The sequence below is a fragment of the Metaprevotella massiliensis genome, from assembly GCF_900241015.1.
Map to the genome: position 1 here is coordinate 8,605 of NZ_LT965938.1, position 17,196 is coordinate 25,800.

A 17,196-nucleotide genomic window follows, 5' to 3' on the forward strand; every position below is an offset into this window, starting at 1 on the left:
CACTATTCTAAAGGCAAAACAACTTCTTTCAGCCTTCTGTTATTACCCACTCCTAATGGCATGGGGAGGAGGCGTATTCACACTGCATTTATATTGTATAAGACACTCGGTTATCCCGAACTGGGGTACAATTAACCTCGGAGCAAAGATACACAATAAGTGTGTTACTCCAAAAGAAATTCTCACTTAGTTTTATAGCCGAGACAATTGGCGTGTCTGTAAGTACCGTCTCTCGCGAAATTAATCGCAATTCAAATGAGAAGGGCATCTACAACTGTCATTTGGCAATACTCAGAGCTCGCCGTCGCAAGTCGAACAACCCTGGCAACCGTTCTGTCAAGCCTTATGTCCGCAGCCGTGTGTTTGAACTTATCCGCCATGAGCAATGGTCCCCCGAGGAAGTTTCCGGCTGGCTTAGGAGAGAGGAAGGCATTAAGGTCTCCAAGTCTACTATCTATAATTGGATAGCAGCCAGTTCCCCGCACCGTAAGGATAATATCCGGAAACACCTTCGCCATGGCGGGCACAAGGGCAGGACATCTAATATGTCGGGCANGAGAGAGGAAGGCATTAAGGTCTCCAAGTCTACTATCTATAATTGGATAGCAGCCAGTTCCCCGCACCGTAAGGATAATATCCGGAAACACCTTCGCCATGGCGGGCACAAGGGCAGGACATCTAATATGTCGGGCAGCGCACTGATATCTAACAGAGTTTCGATTGACGAACGGCCCGTCGAGGCAGATGGTCGTTCCATAGGCGATTGGGAAATGGACACCATCGTGGGAAAGAATGGAAAAGGTGCCATCGTAACGCTGGTGGACAGGAAGAGCTGTTATATGCTCATGGAGAGACTTGAAACGGGAAAACAGGCCGTACCTTTGGCGCATGCCGTGGTGCGGCTGCTTAGAGAGTCCCAATTGCCAGTCAGGACTATTACCACGGACAACGGAAGTGAGTTTGCAGCGCATGATATTATAGCAAGGGAACTGGGTACAACTGTTTATTTTGCGCATCCATACTCCTCATGGGAAAAGGGGGCAATAGAAAACATGAATGGACTCATCAGGCAATATATACCTAAGAAGACCAATTTCAAAGGTATATCCAAGGGAATGATAAAACATATAATAGAGAAATTAAACAACAGACCAAGAAAAAAGAATCAATTTCAAAAACCAAAAGATATGATTAAACAAAGAATTGTGTAATTTTGCACTTGCTTATGGAATCCGCCCCTCCGCCCATGCGTGTTAAATTTTCCTAAACACATTCCCTTTGCCCTCCACCTTTGTTTGTGTTCGGATAAAAAGTGTTACCTTTGCCGTCGCTTTTCAGAAAACCGACTTGCTTCAAGTCAAGGAGAGATGGTAGAGTGGTCGATTACAACGGTCTTGAAAACCGTCGCACTGAGAGGTGCCGGGGGTTCGAATCCCTCTCTCTCCGCGTGAAGTACTCTGTAAAAAGAGTTGAGAAAAACTTCAAAAACACGTAAGTATCGTAACTTCAATAAGTTGCGATACTTTTGTTTCATACAAATCTTACTTTTCAGAGGTCGTTTAGAGGTCGTATATACTCCCAAAATACTCTCCTGTGGCTACAATCTGGCTACATTTTTTTGAGACAAACAAAAATTGTAGCCAAGAGTTCGTAGAGAGTTCGTTTAGAGTACTTGTATTTTACTGCTATTCAAACAATTATGTAGAACTTTGTAGCTGGGCTACAGAAGTTGAAAGTATGGACGTTTGGCTACAATTTCCTTTTCGTCTGGCTACAATTTCTCTATTTCTGGCTACAATTAAAAAAAACAAGTATGAAGACAAATTTTAGAACCGCCTTCTATCTTAGAAGCAACTATGTCAACAAGGAAGGAAAGACACCAGTAATGTTGAGAATCTATCTCAATAATGAACGGCTTTCACTTGGCTCCACAGGAATTGCGGTAGAGCAATCACTATGGGACAAGGAGAATGAGAAACTGAAAGGACGTACAACCGACGTTCTTAGTACAAATCTTGAACTGGACAACATTCGTAATGGCTGGNATGAACGGCTTTCACTTGGCTCCACAGGAATTGCGGTAGAGCAATCACTATGGGACAAGGAGAATGAGAAACTGAAAGGACGTACAACCGACGTTCTTAGTACAAATCTTGAACTGGACAACATTCGTAATGGCTTGCAGAGTATCTATCGAAAATTAGAAGACAACCCCGATATATGTCTGGAGCGCATCAAATCAGAATATCTGGGTAAGAAAGAAGACATTGATACACTGTTGCAACTCTTTGATAAGCACAATGCCGATATAGCACGACAAGTCGGTATTTCTGCGAGTAGTGCAACATTACAAAAATATAATGTCTGCGAACGCCACTTCAGGGAATTTCTCCAAAGGAATTACAAAAGGTCGGATATCAAACTATCAGAGCTTACATATACAGTTATTAGAGAATTTGATATCTACCTTCGTACTGTCGTTGGGCAAAATCCCAATACCGCAACCAAGACAATGAAAACTTTCAAGACCATAACAATATTAGGACAAAAGATGGGAGTTTTGTATCACGACCCCTTCCTCAACCACCGTTTTCACTTGGAGCCGGTCAATCGAGGTTTTCTCACGGATGAGGAGATTATGAAGATAGCCAACAAGGAATTTGCTATTCAACGCTTGGAGTTAGTAAGGGATGTTTTCATCTTTTCATGCTTCACAGGTCTGGCATATATTGACGTATCCAACCTTACACCAGACAACATTGTTACGCTTGATGACAAGCAGTGGATTATGACCAAAAGGCAGAAAACAAGCGTGGAAACAAATGTGTTGCTTCTTGACATTCCCAAGAATATCATCGCCAAGTACAGTCATAAGACCTATCGGAACGGCAAACTGTTTCCCATCTTAACTAATCAGAAAACCAACGCATATTTGAAAGAAATTGCCGACATTTGTGGCATCAAGAAGAATCTGACCTTCCATCTTGCCCGACATACGTTTGCAACCATGTCGCTCAGCAAGGGTGTTCCTATGGAAAGTGTATCGAAGATGTTGGGGCATACCAACATTAAAACTACACAAATTTATGCCCGCATAACCAACAAAAAAGTGGAGCATGACATGGAACAGCTCGCTGACAAACTCGGCAAGTTCAATAAGGCGATGGGCATCTGATAATATAATAAAACGTATAACCCTAAAATAAAAGATTTATGGAAACCAAGAAAGAACTATCTTACTTCCGTCTGAAGTTGGAGAACTATCTCAGTGAGCATTTCCCAGAACTGCTGGGCGACAAACCATTCATAACGGCAAGAGCCGATGAAGCACTTTCCACCTACTGCGATGCAGTGGCACAAGGCTTCTCGCATCCCGAAGCGGAGAGTATGGCAAACGAAGTGTTGCATCAAGGACTGCATTTTTCAAAGTATGATACACTTGTGTCTGTCTTGGAGAATGAGTTCGAGAAAGAACTGCCCTCTCCACTCCCCGAAAGACTAACACCAATGCTTCTGAAGAATAAGGCTGTGCAAAGCGTTTTCGACAAGTATGAGCTGTCAGATGACTTCGGTGCAAGTCCTGAGTATGAGAAACTCTACACCGAATTGACAGGAACAATCGTTCTGCTCATTGAGGTCAATGGTCTGCCAACCGTAGGCGGTGAGAACATGACTTGATGTAGCACCATCTGGAGCTTTTGTAGTGTCAAGAGCCAAGATAAACGCTCCACTCCATACGCCAAGAGTTTTTTCAAACACTTGTCTTTTTTCGAGCATAGCTCTCAACAACTCGTGTGTAGTCTGCGCATCTTGTAACTGCTCTTGAAACTATAAAAAGCTCCGATATGAATACAATCATCATGAATCAAGACGTTCTTAAAAGTGCTATTTCTCGCCGAGACAATAGAAGCGAGCTTCCATTGTCCTCACGGCTTAACGAAATCGTTCACACACCTGCCTTCATCAAGGCAGACGCATCGAACAAAACCGATAAGAACAAGCAGCAGCCGAATTCTCCCAAGCAAGTCCGCCGCTTCGGTTGGACACGCTTCATCGAACTCGCAATCCTGCTTTCTATCGTTATTGGTGTCGTTTGGCTTATCTCGAAAATCGTAACGCCACAAGTCGTAACTGTCGTCTCAGTCATTACTGGTTTTCTGATACTACGCTTTATAGTCAGGGTAATTCTGAAAGTGGCATTTACGCTGCTGAGCATTCTCTTCTGGCTGGCGATTGTCTGTGCCATCCTGCTCTGCGTGCTTTGAGAAGCACAGCTCTGTAAAACCTTCATGTTATTTCATTAGGTGGTTATCTCGCATTTTGAGATAGCCACCTTTTCTATTTTCCACTACGAGCGTTGCACTTCTGCTTCTTTTCCAATGCTCCATGATATGCGATGACAAGGAGAAGCGGATGCTGTTTCCTTTTTATCCGCAAAGGTAATACGGGGCTTGTGGCTTTCAAAAGGTCTATGCCGCTTGGTTTGTCTGGAAAATCTCCACACCTACGGGTAGTATTTTCCGCCAAAACCTTGTGTAAGCCTGCCCCGCTACCTCTATTTTGCTACAAAAAGGAATCAGCATACTCCGATCTTTGGACGCATAAAAAAAATGTCGCTATGGATAAGCAAAAAGTAAATACAACATCTTCGATGAACAGCAAAGGATATAGCTCCTCCTCTCATTACCGCATTAACCCTACGGCTGAAAAGAGTGAGCAAGTATTGGCAATTAAGTTTGTACAATGGGACGTTCCCCCTTTGGAGAGCCTTTGTAACAGCAAAGTATATATCCTGCGTGTGAAACTCAATAGTGGTGAGTGTATGAGCCGTGAAGAAAAGAATTGGCTATGTGAAGCGGTAAACTCTAATACCTATTTCCGCACAGCCGTACCCCTGCAAGGCTATCGCTTTGACTTCTTTGATGTACTGAAGAAATACCTTGTCAATCAGTACGGACAATGGACAGAGTATTACGCACCCGACAGAACAAGCCTAAGAGCCTACCTATATGGACGTATCAATCAAATTGTAGAAATCCCAAAATACTAAGCAATATGAAAGGAACAGAACATTTTACACGGACAATAGCCGAATATCTTAATCAGCGTGCTATGGCAGACCCCTTGTTTGCCCCTAACTTGATGAAACCGAACAAGAATATCGAGGAGTGCATCACCTACATTCTTAATGAAGTGCAGAAAAGCGGTTGTAACGGCTTTGATGATGATGAAATTTTCTCTATGGCTGTTCACTACTACGATGAGGACGATATAGAGGTGGGTAAGGCTATTTCTTTCCAAGTTGCTGTTAATCACATTGTGGAACTCACAGAGGAAGAAAAAGCTGAAGCAAGACAGGAAGCCATTAAGCAATATCAGCGTGAGGAACTTGCCAAGTTACAGAGCCGTAACGCACGAGTGAAAAAGACTGAGAACATAGCAACCCAAGTACAACCATCACTATTCGATTTTTAAGCCTATGAAACCGAGAAACAAATTTGAAAAGGCAGTTTTGGAACAAAGTAAGTATCTTCGCCCAATAACCAAGACACAAAATAAGTGGGCATTCCGTGAGTGCATAGACCACTTCGCCTACCGCTTGCCAAAAGGTCGCACCACTTGTATGGATTGTGGGCATAGTTGGGTAATGAACAAACATAGAGAAACTTGCATTTGCCCTCATTGCAGGGCAAAGTTGCAGGTCAAGGAAACCTACGAACGCAAGTTGCAGCAGAAGCAGTATTTCACCATACTTACCACTTGTGGAGAGTTTCAAGTATTACGTATGTTCCTACTTGTTGTGGGTATGGAGAAAGGTTACAAAGCACAAACTTCTATAATTGAGATTGGGCAATATTGGTGGAATATGCTGGGACGAAAAGCTGTGGTTGCCATACAGAGGGTGTTGGGACACTATATTGATACCTTTTCCTATTATAGCCCTATGGCGATACGCAACGATAATGAAGCCTATCAGCATATTGCCTACTCACCGATATATCCAAAGTTCAAGGTTACAGACACACTTCGTAGAAATGGTTTTAAGGATAACTTCTATGGCATCGTGCCTACACAGCTTATTCCTGCATTGCTTACAGACAACCGTGCAGAAACATTGATGAAGTCGGGACGTACAGACCACCTACGCTATTTCCTTGGCAAAAGAAGAGCGTTTGACGAGTATTGGCAGTCCTATAAGATTGCAGTCCGTAACGGCTATGATATTACAGATATTTCCCTTTGGTGTGACTATGTAGACACACTCTTCAGGTTGGGCAAGGATATTCACAACCCAAAATTTCTTTGCCCCACAGACCTTAAAGGCGAACACGACCGCAGACACGAGGAACTTCTCAGAGTGCGTGAAAGGGAGGAGATAGAACAGAAGCAGCAGAAGGCAATGGAAGATGAAAAACGTTTCAAGGAACTCAAATCAAAATTTTTCGGTATCTGTTTCACAGATGGCACTATTCAAGTCCACGTATTGGAGAGCGTGCAGGAGCATTTAGAAGAAGGTGTATCAATGCACCATTGCGTATTCTCTAATGCATACTACCTCAAGGAGGACTCCCTTATCCTTTCGGCTACCATTGAAGGCAAGCGAATAGAAACCATTGAAGTATCATTACGAACTTTGGAAGTGGTACAAAGTCGTGGAGTGTGCAACAAGAATACGGAATATCACGAACAGATAGTAAACCTTGTGAATGCCAATCGAGGTCTTATAAGCCGAAGAATGAAAGCAACAGCATAAAGTATGAACCATTAAATTATCAGAGATATGAAAACAGAGATTGAAAACATCATCTATAACTATGCAGACGAGATACCGCATATTCTCATTAGGGTTATCAACGCAATAACCCTATCCGACAGCAAAGAGGAGTTAAGGTCGGCTATCAATAAAATAGCTGAAGAAACAGAACTTGATAAGTTCTTTGCCTATGGTTATGGTGCGCACCACTTTTGGCTCAAACACCGCAGACTGTCCAATGGAGAGCCAAAGGAATACAGATTATTAAAGGTTGAATTTTAAGATTATGAAGAAGAAAGTTTACAGAGTTCGGACGCAATATGTCTTTGAAGGAGTGTTCGATGTGGTTGCGGAGAGCAAAGAAGACGCACGGCAGAAAGTCCTGCAACATTGTGGGTTGGTTATGGGTGGAAGCATTCACAGCACTTTGCCCGATGATGAGATAAATTGGGCATTTGACAGACACCCCTACAAACGAATAGACAGAATAATGAAAGTGCAAAAATATCCTCCTAAATAATAGCAAAAGCCACGCAAGCTAAAATTTGCGTGGCTTCTTTTCTTTCTCTTTGAACGAGTAGGCGACCAAAGCAAAGAAGCAAAAGAAAGTCGCAAGTATTTTTAGATGAATACTATTTTCTAGACATTTCTTCAAATGCACCAAATGAAAATACCATACTAATATCTTCATCTTTTGCTTTTTCTGTAGATGATAAATCTTTCACTCCACAAAAACATGGTATTTTTTCTTCATCTAATGGTGTCGGTATATAGGGCATTGTTAGACTTTTTCTTTGTTTCGAAAAATCTTTATCACACAAAGGTATCGGTATCTGGATAAAAAAATTAAAGTATGCCAATCCGAAAATGTAAGCAGGAACATCATCGTTATCATTTTTTCTTTTAAAAATCATACAAGAATTAAAAGGAAATCTTGCTTGATATAATCTTTCTATCATCTTTAATCCAGGACCACACTCTCGTTGTCCCTGCAACCATGATAATGTGTGTTCAAAATATTTTAATTCACTTTCAGGCATTATTGTTAGTGCCATCTTGGTTAAAGCTTTATAAACATACTGTGGAATATAGCTTCTTTTGCCTTTAACAGAAAATGATTTGTTGTTAATATCCAAGTCTACTTTTAGTTGTTCTCCTTCTACACATTTTATATTAAAGCCATTTGTATCGATAGATATAGATGATTGTTCTGATGAATTATTTTTATACTTAGGTATCTTTCCTCCACCTTTATTCACTTTTGCAAAGACATGATGTAATTTCATATATTCAGCAAATTGACTCTCATACATACTAAATAATTGATTACATTCATCGCATTCATATTCACTCTTTAAGGTTTGGTTACCAATAAAATGAGGAATGGCATGAGCTACTTTCTCAAAAGTAACATTAGGTTGACCCTTCCCACAAAAACGGCATTTACCTTTGTGGGAGTCCTGTAATATAATCTCTTTGTTATCATTTAAATGATAACATACTACAAATGAGTAATACTTATCCACATTCTTAATCATTTGCTTAGAATCTAATTTTATCATTTTATTATTAAAAATAAATTTTGCAAATATACTTCTTTTATACAAAACACAACTATTAAAAAAGAAAAATCAATAGTTATATTTTTATGGAATAAAGAACAGCGCAAACTCCACCTGTCTGCGCTTGACCAGCCCACATAAGATTTTTCCCTTGTATCGGCAGAACGAGACATACTCCCGATAAAAGTTCTTGTCGCCAGCTTCTATCTTTTGTAGTAGTCTACTCTTGGGGTGCTTACCATATCCGAGCAACCTTCCCACACCCACATTGTAGGCAAGCAAGGTAAGCAGCAAGGCATCCTTACCATACCCTTTGAAGTGTTCAAAGCATTTCCAAAGGTCTGCACGGAGGAGCGAGTCCGCCTGCCGTTCCGTCATATTGGAAGAGAAATGCTCGCCCGGTTGCAACTGATGCCCATATCCGACATACGGATAGCAACCTTTTCTGTGTAGCCCCTCGAAGTATTTCACGACCACCACGGCGCGCTCAAAAGGAGGTAAGTCTGCCAACCGTACCCTGCGCTGGGCAAGGGTCGGCTGACAGAGCAAGCACATTATACAGAATAAAGCAAAGCGTTTAGCTGTTCGCATCGTTCAAAGCTTTGGTTACTACTGTGGTGGACTTTCCTTTTTCCTCCGCCTTTTCGTTGTTGAAACTGAAAGTCAGTTGCTGCATCTTACCAAAACTGTCCTCCACGTACACGTCAATCGTCTGGCGGTCCGTGGAGAGCGAGGTGTAGTACAGACGGAAAACGTCCTTTGTGAGCGGATAGCGGTCGTTGGGCTTGAACACTTTTCTATCGTCCATTTTCAGTGTTCCCTTGCCGTCGGGCTGGAAGTATCGGATGGTGTAGCGTGTGTCAGCAAAATCGCCCCCTCGCTTGAGCGTGCAGCGTATCTCTGCCGTCTGTCCCTTGACAATGTCCTTCTGAACGGGCATCGTCTCGACAGTGAACGGATAAGACTGCTGAACATCCAGCTCCCTATCACAAGCAGATAGACAAAACACGGCAAGGGCAAGTACGCCCATTACCCATATCGAACTTAATATCTTCTTTTTCATGTTTCTTTTCTATTAAATATTAAACCTAAGTCCTGCTGATAGCGCAGGACGGAAACGATGCACGTCAGAGCCGAAGAGCAACCGCCCTTGTGCCTTGACAAGAAACAGAAGCCTGTCCGTGAGGAACACCTCCACCGAGCCATGAACGGCTCCGCCATAGACGAAGCGTGAGCGGTCGAGCAGCGTAGCCCCATCGGGCAGCAGCTTCTGATCCTCGTTGATTTCCTCATAACCACCTAATACGGATATGCCACCATAGAGAAGCACGTTCTTGCCATTGTCGGAGAGTATCGGGTGCATATAGCCCACCTGTAAGAGTGCATCCTTGAGTTTTACGTTATAACTCCTGTACGGCATATTCTGCTGTTCATACTCTGCCATAACAAAGGTGTAGTTCTCCTTTTTGAGATAACGGGGAAGCGATATGCCTACACCGAAATTATCACCTGTAAAAAGTTTCTCTCCCTTGATAAGCGGAACACTCCCTACGACCTCTATTCCCCTTTGCTTGGGGATAAGTCGCTGTGCTTGCGAGGGCAAGCTAAAAGCCATTGCTACCGCTGCACAAACCGATAAAATGATTTTCTTCTTCATAATGTCTACCATTTCAGTTTGAGGTTATCAATCTTCTTTGCCAACCGCAGGTCTTCTGCCGTTACATGAAAGGTCAGTGTACGACCACCATTTCTCTCATAGAGCGTCACTTCAAGCTGCTTGTCTTCTGCAAGAGAGAACTGTTCGAGCGCAAACACAGTGTGTTCACTACCCATGCCACGCACCTGCATCACCTGATGATAGGCACGTAAGGGCAGAAGCACTTGCTCCTGAATGGCGGTACGCTTTGCGACCTTCTTATCCACCACCTTGAATGTGATAAAATCCACCGAGTACGGCATATTCGTACCGTTTTCCATACGAGTGTGGAAATACAGCAAGCCGTTATGGGCATACAAGCCACGAAGCAGGAACTTCATACCGAACTGCTGTGCACCGATATGTTTGATGGTACGCTTGTCATTCTGATAGATGGTCTGCATCATCAGCTTTACTAATACGGGCGACTCGTTGCCGAGTTCCTTGAAATAGATGTCGGCACGATTGCTGGGCAATCGCCCCTCAGTTGGTGACAGGAAGTCTTTCATCTCAATGCTGAGCTTCTCTGGCTCATCAGCATATTTGACATTGAAAGCGTAAAACGAGCCGTCCTCGCAAATCACGCTCATGTTGGTTTCCGTCTCAAAGTCCTTCACCGAAGCCTTTACACGTAGTACGTTCTCTGCATCCTCCGCCTTCCCTGCGATGATGTTCTGCGAACCTAAGTCTACATAGCGGATGGCAGAAGGGAAGATAAGATGCACGGTCTTGTCAAAGGTAACGTCAAGACCATACGGCAGTACGACACGCCCATTAGGAATGGCACGGGTCATGCCTTGAAAGAGTTCGCCCGAAGAGAGAGGACGGTTAGGCATAAGCGGTATGCCGCTGTTGAGGTCTTGTGCTGTGGCTGTCGCTCCCATCGTTGCGAGCAAAGTCATTGAGATAATAAGTTTCTTCATTGTTGCTGTTGATTTGATGTTATTGTTTTACTTGTCATTTTTGATTGTTTTATTTGGACTGAACCAAGAAAAGGCGATAGCCCCCTTTGAGCGTTACCTTGACGGTGCGCAGTTTCTTCTGAAGCAGCTGACTTGCACCTTGCATCACCCCACGGGCAGCCTCGGAGATAATCTGGTCTTTGGCAGAGGAAGCGAAGGTAAAGGAAGTTCCCATTGAACCACCGATGTTCGCCCCGACTTCCTTAAGCGCATTGATGTCCTCCGAACCTGGTATATACACCCCCTCCTGTCCGTCCGTGTCGTATGCCGAGAGCTTGACGGCTATGATATGTCCGTCCACCTCAATGCTTTTGATAAGCAGGTGCATACGGTTGCCCTCAATCTTGGCAGCGGCTATGAGTCGGCTTTGACGTGGAATGCGCAGTCCCTGCACCTTGGCAGTTTCCAGCAGGCGGAGTACCACATTGTCGCCCTCCTTGAGCGTGGTCGTTCTGTCCACCACCACTTTGAGCGTATTGCGCATCGTGGGTGCAGCCGTACTTGTTAGCGAATGGAAGCCCATGTTGCGTGCTCTTGTTCCATATTCCTTGATAAAATCCGCATCGCTCATCGGCTGACCGAGTGAAGTCACCACCTGTTTGCGCTCCGCCAAGATTTCCATTGCAGGCAAGTCGGCTGAACCTCCGTTTGCATTNCCCATGTTCCGTGCTCTTGTTCCATATTCCTTGATAAAATCCGCATCGCTCATCGGCTGACCGAGTGAAGTCACCACCTGTTTGCGCTCCGCCAAGATTTCCATTGCAGGCAAGTCGGCTGAACCTCCGTTTGCATTATTGCTCATGCGCAGCCCTTTGTCCGTAGCCGTTTGTCCCTTACTCTCAGTAAAGTCATTACCCAAAGATGGTGGAACGGCAGAAGCCTTGGGAAGATACTTTGCTGCCATCTGATAGCTCTTTTCCATCAGGGCAAGCTGCCTTTTCTCTTCATCACCCTCCCTGCTGTCTTTGGAAGAGAGTTCCTTTTTAAGGTTATCTATTTCCGAGCGCAAGGCTTCACGCTCCTGCTCGTGTGGATCGGGAGCGTAAAAGGAGTTTAAGAGGCGATTATTCTCCTCATAGCGGTGCATAGAGTTTTCTATCTTTGCCGTAGAAGCAGCTGTTTCTGCACGCTTCGCCTCTGATGGAGCGGTGTTCTGTGCGAAATAGTCCGACAGCTTGCCCATCTCCTCACGGGTCTGTTCCTCCTCGTGTGTCTTGTCGCCTAATTCGTAGGCTTTTAGCTTGTTGCCCGTAAGCTGCTCGGGCGTTGCCTGCGGGATGCTGTCATTGAGTCCCTGCTCCGCAGCGGTCTTATCCTTGTCCGATGGTGCGAAGATAAACCACATCGAGAGGGCAAACAGCAGTCCCAGACCTCCAAAGACCAAGCCTTTTTTCATTTGTTCTTTCTGTTTATTATCCATTTTCTTTGATTGTTTGATGATGTTGTAGGTAAAAATTGCCGTGTAACTCTTGTAAAGTGCTGTCCGTCCGTATCGGACTGTCCGTCAGCTTTCCCGTGGGGATGGGTAGTTTCTCCTTCTTTGGAGGAAGGAAAAACTGCGCTATCATCCAAAGGGAACAGATGAGATAGATAAAACTCAGCCCATAGACGATAGCCTTGCGCTGCCTTATCGTGAGCCTTTCACACCAATGACGGAGCCAAAGGTGAAATCTCAGATAATGGTGAGCGAGCAGATAGTTTACTTTTCTTGCCATAGCCTTATCGTTTATAGGTCTGTATATCCCTATTCTCCTTGACGAGGAAGTTCTCCATCAGGAAGCCTTGCGGGTTGTTATCCGAGCGGACAGAGTTCTGCAGCGTGCAGGTCGTTACAAGACTGCGCTCTGTAACGTTACTCTGACGGACGATAAACTCCCGTGCATAGGTCGTTACCGCATAAGGGTAAGTATTAAAGTTGCAGCGGATAGAGTCCACCTCTATGCGCTGGTTGATATTACCCGATATGGCACGGTTATAATAGCCCTTCTCTGCCAAGTCTTTGTAATAGTTGAAAGCCGACTTGTCGCACAGGAGGAAGGCTCGTTGCATATTCTCCTCGATGGCGTCCTTATCGGGCGCAATGGTGAAGAAGAGCTCGTGGAAACGGTGGACGTGTTCCCTTGCCTCCACGGGACGATTACGACTTGCATCCTGACTGAGAGCCAGCATGAGCGACTTTCCCTGGTCGAGCACATAGATTTTCTCCCGCTGCTCCTTGGTGAAGCCGTATGAGGCATAGACGGTATAACCGCTTACCGCCACGCAGACGATAGCAAAGACAAAGGCATAGAGTCTTATCTGTCTGAATGAGGTCTCGATGTTGTTGAGTGATTTGAATTCCATTTTTCTTTTATATCTGTTGATTAATTAAGCATAGTTGCTCGATTTCTATTTTCCTTTAAGCAGTGCTCCCTTGATACGTCCACCGACATTTCCCACAGCAGCACCTGCGCCTGCCATGGCAGCCTTACCGCCTGTATATGCACCTTGTGCGCCACGCTGTGCTGTCTGGTTAACATTGCGACCGTAGGAGCCAATACCGCCACCAGCTTCAATAATCCAACCTGCCACAGTAGGCACGCAGAAGTAGCCCACAATACCGATGAGGAAAAAGACGATGTAGTACCACGTCCCTGAATCAGGCAGATAGTTCGGATCGCTGAGGGCATCGATGTCCTTCTGCATCATGAGGACTTGTATCTTGGTGAGCAGTGCCGTAAGAATCGAACTCACAGGCAGCCACAGGTAGACCGATATATAGCGTGAGAACCATGCCGTAAGTGAGCCTGCAAGACCATCCCACACGGCTATGCCGAACACGATAGGTCCGAGTATCGAAAGGACAATCAGAATAAAGGTGCGAAGCGTGTCAATGATAAGCCCCGAAGCATGAAACAGCAATTCCAAAAAGTCGTGAACAAGTTTCATGACCCATTGCTTGGTCTGGTAGGCGGCACGCTCGGCATACATCCCCGCAATCGTCACGGCATCCTCCGGACCGATGATGCCCATTTCCTCTATCTTTTGGTCAAATTTCTCGTTCGATACAAGATAAGCCGTTTCAGGATTTCTGAGGTAGGCTTCCTCCTGCAGCTTATCCCTCTTGGCGGTCAGCTCCGCCAAGTTGCCTTCCTGTTGGTGTACCATCATCTCCGTTCCCTGCACTACGGGCGAGAGAACGGCATTCATCGTACCCAGTACGACTGTCGGGAAGAACATGATGCAAAAGCCCAAGACAAAGGGGCGTAGCAGTGGAAACACATCGATTGCCTCGGCACGGGCAATGGAAGCCCACACCCGAAGGGCAATATAAAAAAGCGCCCCCAAGCCCGCAATGCCTTTGGCAATGCCCGTCATTTGGGCACAGAGCGGCATCATCTCATCGTAGGTCGAGCGAAGCAGCTCATGTAAACTGGCAAAATCCATAAGCAAAAGTGTTTTATGAAAGTTCGTTCAAGTTCTTTCTTTGTCTGTGGATTTACCAATACCTGCTTGCCGTATTGCCGTAGAGTGCCTTGACAGAGGCAAGGTTGTTCTTCTCCCTTGCACGCACGTAACTTACGGAGATGTTCTTCCTTGTATAGTACGACACCAAAGAGCGGTATTCACGTAGTGTGGTATAGATACGGTCTATCTGCTGCATGCGCTCGTGGTCGTTCATGGAGAAGACGTTACTCTTGACGATGGACTTGAGTTCTTTCAGGCTCTCACCGCTCTGCTCGAGAAGCTTGGTGTAGCCCGAAGCCATTGCGGCGAGTTCCGAAGGGCGGAAGTTCTTGTCTGAGAGCATTTTCTTATATGAGGTAACATAAATCTCCGAGATGTCGCCTACCATGAGAATACACTCCTTGACCTTATAAGCATCTCCTATAAGGTTATTCACCTTCTTGAGGGCATCGTAATACTTCTTGGTATCGTTGTAGAGTTTTTCCACCTCCTTGAATCCGTCCAAGGTATTCTTTACTGTCTTCGAGGCGGTGGCAATCTCCTTGACCGTATTGGCAATGTTGCCGGCAAAGTTACCCGGGTCATAGACCGTCCACTGTGCGTGTGCTTTGGGAACTGAAAGGCTCAATCCTAAGAGAGCCATGAAAATGTACTTTTTCATTGTTGCTATAGTTTTGATGGTTTATTACTTATTTCTTTTTATTGTTTCTTTTCTCTATGGCAAGCTGACGGATAGCCGTTTCGATGTCGCCACCGAGCTGTTCCGCACGCTGCATGACCTCCACCTTCTCGGTTTCTTCCGTGGTGTAGGTGAGGTATTCCTCCATGCTCACCTCCGTAGCATAGACAGCACTCTGCATACCGCCCAGACCTATCCAAACTTCCTTGTAGAGTCGGTTGGGGTCGTTGTTCTGATTGATGGAGAGTATCTGGCTCTTTTCCTTTTCCGATAGACCGAGCATCGCCTGTATACCGTCGAACTTGGTCATGTACTTGCGCTGGTCAAGCAGTATCTTGCAGTCGGAGTTGTTGATGATGCTCTCCTTGACAATGGGCGACTGGATGATATCGTCCACCTCCTGCGTTACGACAATGGCTTCTCCAAAATACTTTCTCACCGTCTTATAGAGATACTTGATGTAGTCCGCCATGTTTGCCGAAGCAATGGCTTTCCATGCTTCCTCAATAAGTATCATCTTGCGGATACCCTTTAATCGGCGCATCTTGTTGATGAAGGCTTCCATGATGATAATCGTTACCACAGGAAAGAGGTCTTTGTTATCCTTCACTTGATCGATTTCAAAGACAATTATTACTGTCCGCTAAACATAGAAATCCTCATTCCAACTCATTGAGACACAATAGTTCGGATAACAGCATGTTAGTGACAAGCCCCCTTATTCATTTTCTGTTACCTCCGGTGGCGATTCAGCCGCTGCTTCAAGCATGAGTTTCATGTCGGCATCCGGCATGTTGAAGAAATTATTCATATTAAGGTATTCCATAAGTACAATGCGCACCATAGTAGCCAGCCCTGAGAAACTCCACCGCCTCTGCAATGAGCTTTGCAGCAGTGACAGTAATAGATTGGCAATGAGTGTAACCCAAATCTGTATCTTGATGGCGTTGGCACTCTCCCCATAGAAGTATCTAAGCGGGAAGTTCTGTTTTATCTGCTTGAAAAGAGATTCTATCTGCCACCTCCTGCGGTAGATGGCTACGATAGTCTCCATGGACATGTCAAAGTCGTTGGTAAGCAAGGACACGAACTTTGGCATCTTTCCCCTCTTGATATCCACATAGGTGATGATACGCGCTATATGGTTGATACCGCCCTTCCTGAACACCACCACCTGCTCACGATATTCCATCAGCCCATCCTCGTTCATATCCATGCAGTCTGCCAGCACCTCGTATTTGAGATTTTTCTTCATCTTGGTTACATAGACGACGTTCCTCTCGGTCAGTTCCTCAAACTTTTCATAGTTGATATATGCACGATCCAGGGCAATGATTTCATCATGCTTGAAATGGCTGGGGGCAAGCATGAAGGAATCGTTGGTCGCGGCAGAGGTGAACTTAACGTCACAGTGAACTCCTTCGTTTGCATGAATGACGGAATGCACTTTTATGCCTCCCTTCTTCTTTCCCGTCTTAGGATGCCGTCCCACGCCCTTGAAGATGACGTTAGAGAACAGGGTTATCGTGGTGGAATCGATGATTCTCAGACGTTTTATCCATTCCTCCGTACCATTGCGTCGGCTGTCCGAAGAAAGTCTGTCCTTATTGGACTCGTAAAGGTCGTNACAGGGTTATCGTGGTGGAATCGATGATTCTCAGACGTTTTATCCATTCCTCCGTACCATTGCGTCGGCTGTCCGAAGAAAGTCTGTCCTTATTGGACTCGTAAAGGTCGTGGTACACGTCCTCAAAGAACTTCTCCGAGCGTCTGGCGTTCGCGTCTGACAGGGTACTGCGCTTAGGAACCCTGTCAATGCCTATGTGGTGAAGCTTGCGCACCTCAGCCGTCATTGCCGCCTCTATCTCGCGTAGGGAGTCGAAGCGCATGATGACTGCATACAGCATCGTAAGAAGATGGGTGAAGCCGTCAAAGGTCTTCACATACCGCTCACCGCCGTTCTTACGGCTGGTTTCAACAATTTTATCATGATCAAGTGATTTTATCAGCTGACCATACACCGGCTGTCCGAAGAAATGTGTACTTTTGCTCATGTTATCTAAGTTTACTAACAAAAGCAAAGGTAACAAAAAGGG

Annotated in this window: 20 protein-coding genes, 1 tRNA gene and 3 pseudogenes; 12 read left to right on the top strand and 12 right to left on the bottom strand. The window is 45.1% G+C overall.

The features are described from left to right. The 12 genes and pseudogenes from C1709_RS00995 to C1709_RS00330 all read left to right on the top strand — a co-directional run. A partial coding sequence (locus C1709_RS00995) for a hypothetical protein (protein WP_219704711.1) occupies positions 1-190 on the top strand: 190 nt, incomplete at its 5' end. After that, positions 156-1,211 carry an IS30 family transposase gene (locus tag C1709_RS01080; RefSeq protein WP_449405525.1) on the top strand — a complete coding sequence of 352 codons (1,056 nt, stop codon included), beginning with the start codon at positions 156-158 and terminating at the stop codon, positions 1,209-1,211. The genes C1709_RS00995 and C1709_RS01080, both read left to right, overlap by 35 nt. 150 nt (positions 1,212-1,361) lie before the next feature. Next, positions 1,362-1,446, top strand: a tRNA-Ser gene (locus C1709_RS00285). Between the two features lie 367 nt (positions 1,447-1,813). Further along, positions 1,814-1,909 (top strand): annotated as a pseudogene (locus C1709_RS01100) (hypothetical protein); the annotation flags it as partial. A gap of 111 nt (positions 1,910-2,020) precedes the next feature. After that, positions 2,021-3,175 (top strand): site-specific integrase, encoded by a 1,155-nt coding sequence (locus C1709_RS00290; RefSeq protein ID WP_449405526.1) that lies wholly within the window; start codon positions 2,021-2,023, stop codon positions 3,173-3,175. Between the two features lie 38 nt (positions 3,176-3,213). Next, the gene (locus C1709_RS00295) at positions 3,214-3,678 is read left to right on the top strand and encodes a DUF1896 domain-containing protein (RefSeq protein WP_025073060.1); all 465 of its coding nucleotides are present in this window, start codon (positions 3,214-3,216) and stop codon (positions 3,676-3,678) included. 167 nt (positions 3,679-3,845) lie between these two features. Further along, positions 3,846-4,265 (top strand): hypothetical protein, encoded by a 420-nt coding sequence (locus C1709_RS00300; RefSeq protein WP_245836877.1) that lies wholly within the window; start codon positions 3,846-3,848, stop codon positions 4,263-4,265. 353 nt (positions 4,266-4,618) lie between these two features. Further along, positions 4,619-5,050, top strand: a complete 432-nt coding sequence (locus C1709_RS00310; protein WP_102284987.1) for a hypothetical protein — start codon at positions 4,619-4,621, stop codon at positions 5,048-5,050. A 5-nt stretch (positions 5,051-5,055) separates the two neighbouring features. Beyond that, a complete protein-coding gene (locus tag C1709_RS00315) occupies positions 5,056-5,475 on the top strand; it encodes a PcfK-like family protein (protein ID WP_102284988.1) in 420 nt (139 codons plus the stop codon). Positions 5,476-5,479: 4 nt separating this feature from the next. Further along, complete coding sequence (locus C1709_RS00320) at positions 5,480-6,754, top strand: PcfJ domain-containing protein (RefSeq protein WP_102284989.1); 1,275 nt, start codon at positions 5,480-5,482, stop codon at positions 6,752-6,754. Between the two features lie 27 nt (positions 6,755-6,781). After that, positions 6,782-7,036 carry a hypothetical protein gene (locus C1709_RS00325; protein ID WP_102284990.1) on the top strand — a complete coding sequence of 85 codons (255 nt, stop codon included), beginning with the start codon at positions 6,782-6,784 and terminating at the stop codon, positions 7,034-7,036. A 4-nt stretch (positions 7,037-7,040) separates the two neighbouring features. Continuing rightward, positions 7,041-7,274 (top strand): hypothetical protein, encoded by a 234-nt coding sequence (locus tag C1709_RS00330; protein ID WP_004339320.1) that lies wholly within the window; start codon positions 7,041-7,043, stop codon positions 7,272-7,274. A gap of 112 nt (positions 7,275-7,386) precedes the next feature. On the opposite strand, the gene C1709_RS00335 is transcribed toward C1709_RS00330, so the two are convergent. The 12 genes and pseudogenes from C1709_RS00335 to C1709_RS00395 all read right to left on the bottom strand — a co-directional run. Continuing rightward, on the bottom strand, positions 7,387-8,316 hold the full coding sequence (locus tag C1709_RS00335; RefSeq protein WP_102284991.1) for an HNH endonuclease: 930 nt from the start codon (positions 8,314-8,316) through the stop codon (positions 7,387-7,389). A gap of 84 nt (positions 8,317-8,400) precedes the next feature. Further along, the gene (locus C1709_RS00340; protein WP_102284992.1) at positions 8,401-8,907 is read right to left on the bottom strand and encodes a glycoside hydrolase family protein; all 507 of its coding nucleotides are present in this window, start codon (positions 8,905-8,907) and stop codon (positions 8,401-8,403) included. Continuing rightward, on the bottom strand, positions 8,894-9,379 hold the full coding sequence (locus C1709_RS00345) for a DUF3872 domain-containing protein (RefSeq protein ID WP_102284993.1): 486 nt from the start codon (positions 9,377-9,379) through the stop codon (positions 8,894-8,896). Before C1709_RS00345 ends, C1709_RS00340 begins: the two co-directional genes overlap by 14 nt. A 12-nt stretch (positions 9,380-9,391) precedes the next feature. After that, on the bottom strand, positions 9,392-9,985 hold the full coding sequence (locus C1709_RS00350) for a conjugal transfer protein TraO (RefSeq protein ID WP_102284994.1): 594 nt from the start codon (positions 9,983-9,985) through the stop codon (positions 9,392-9,394). Then, positions 9,979-10,935: a conjugative transposon protein TraN gene (traN, locus tag C1709_RS00355; protein ID WP_102284995.1), complete on the bottom strand. Its 957-nt coding sequence runs from the start codon at positions 10,933-10,935 to the stop codon at positions 9,979-9,981. The genes C1709_RS00350 and traN overlap by 7 nt, the downstream gene beginning before the upstream one ends. 49 nt (positions 10,936-10,984) lie before the next feature. Beyond that, entirely contained in the window at positions 10,985-12,394 is a 1,410-nt protein-coding gene (traM, locus tag C1709_RS01025; protein ID WP_245836880.1) for a conjugative transposon protein TraM, read from the bottom strand. Further along, entirely contained in the window at positions 12,387-12,689 is a 303-nt protein-coding gene (locus C1709_RS00370) for a hypothetical protein (protein ID WP_040555354.1), read from the bottom strand. The genes traM and C1709_RS00370 overlap by 8 nt, the downstream gene beginning before the upstream one ends. 4 nt (positions 12,690-12,693) lie before the next feature. Then, on the bottom strand, positions 12,694-13,317 hold the full coding sequence (traK, locus tag C1709_RS00375; protein WP_102284996.1) for a conjugative transposon protein TraK: 624 nt from the start codon (positions 13,315-13,317) through the stop codon (positions 12,694-12,696). A 45-nt stretch (positions 13,318-13,362) separates the two neighbouring features. After that, positions 13,363-14,400, bottom strand: a complete 1,038-nt coding sequence (traJ, locus tag C1709_RS00380; RefSeq protein ID WP_004358249.1) for a conjugative transposon protein TraJ — start codon at positions 14,398-14,400, stop codon at positions 13,363-13,365. A 52-nt stretch (positions 14,401-14,452) separates the two neighbouring features. After that, a complete protein-coding gene (locus tag C1709_RS00385) occupies positions 14,453-15,082 on the bottom strand; it encodes a DUF4141 domain-containing protein (protein WP_004358269.1) in 630 nt (209 codons plus the stop codon). Between the two features lie 28 nt (positions 15,083-15,110). Continuing rightward, positions 15,111-15,731 (bottom strand): annotated as a pseudogene (locus tag C1709_RS00390) (TraG family conjugative transposon ATPase); the annotation flags it as partial. 90 nt (positions 15,732-15,821) lie between these two features. Then, a pseudogene (locus tag C1709_RS00395) lies at positions 15,822-17,154 on the bottom strand (DUF4372 domain-containing protein); the annotation flags it as partial. Positions 17,155-17,196: the final 42 nt, after the last annotated feature.

Bases quoted from the DNA above. Each gene is read 5' to 3' on its own strand.
- C1709_RS00295 (WP_025073060.1), top strand. From the start codon at position 3,214: ATGGAAACCAAGAAAGAACTATCTTACTTCCGTCTGAAGTTGGAGAAC.
- C1709_RS00300 (WP_245836877.1), top strand. From the start codon at position 3,846: ATGAATACAATCATCATGAATCAAGACGTTCTTAAAAGTGCTATTTCT.
- C1709_RS00310 (WP_102284987.1), top strand. From the start codon at position 4,619: ATGGATAAGCAAAAAGTAAATACAACATCTTCGATGAACAGCAAAGGA.
- C1709_RS00315 (WP_102284988.1), top strand. From the start codon at position 5,056: ATGAAAGGAACAGAACATTTTACACGGACAATAGCCGAATATCTTAAT.
- C1709_RS00320 (WP_102284989.1), top strand. From the start codon at position 5,480: ATGAAACCGAGAAACAAATTTGAAAAGGCAGTTTTGGAACAAAGTAAG.
- C1709_RS00325 (WP_102284990.1), top strand. From the start codon at position 6,782: ATGAAAACAGAGATTGAAAACATCATCTATAACTATGCAGACGAGATA.
- C1709_RS00330 (WP_004339320.1), top strand. From the start codon at position 7,041: ATGAAGAAGAAAGTTTACAGAGTTCGGACGCAATATGTCTTTGAAGGA.
- C1709_RS00335 (WP_102284991.1), bottom strand. From the start codon at position 8,316: ATGATAAAATTAGATTCTAAGCAAATGATTAAGAATGTGGATAAGTAT.
- C1709_RS00340 (WP_102284992.1), bottom strand. From the start codon at position 8,907: ATGCGAACAGCTAAACGCTTTGCTTTATTCTGTATAATGTGCTTGCTC.
- C1709_RS00345 (WP_102284993.1), bottom strand. From the start codon at position 9,379: ATGAAAAAGAAGATATTAAGTTCGATATGGGTAATGGGCGTACTTGCC.
- C1709_RS00350 (WP_102284994.1), bottom strand. From the start codon at position 9,985: ATGGTAGACATTATGAAGAAGAAAATCATTTTATCGGTTTGTGCAGCG.
- traN (WP_102284995.1), bottom strand. From the start codon at position 10,935: ATGAAGAAACTTATTATCTCAATGACTTTGCTCGCAACGATGGGAGCG.
- C1709_RS00370 (WP_040555354.1), bottom strand. From the start codon at position 12,689: ATGGCAAGAAAAGTAAACTATCTGCTCGCTCACCATTATCTGAGATTT.
- traK (WP_102284996.1), bottom strand. From the start codon at position 13,317: ATGGAATTCAAATCACTCAACAACATCGAGACCTCATTCAGACAGATA.
- traJ (WP_004358249.1), bottom strand. From the start codon at position 14,400: ATGGATTTTGCCAGTTTACATGAGCTGCTTCGCTCGACCTACGATGAG.
- C1709_RS00385 (WP_004358269.1), bottom strand. From the start codon at position 15,082: ATGAAAAAGTACATTTTCATGGCTCTCTTAGGATTGAGCCTTTCAGTT.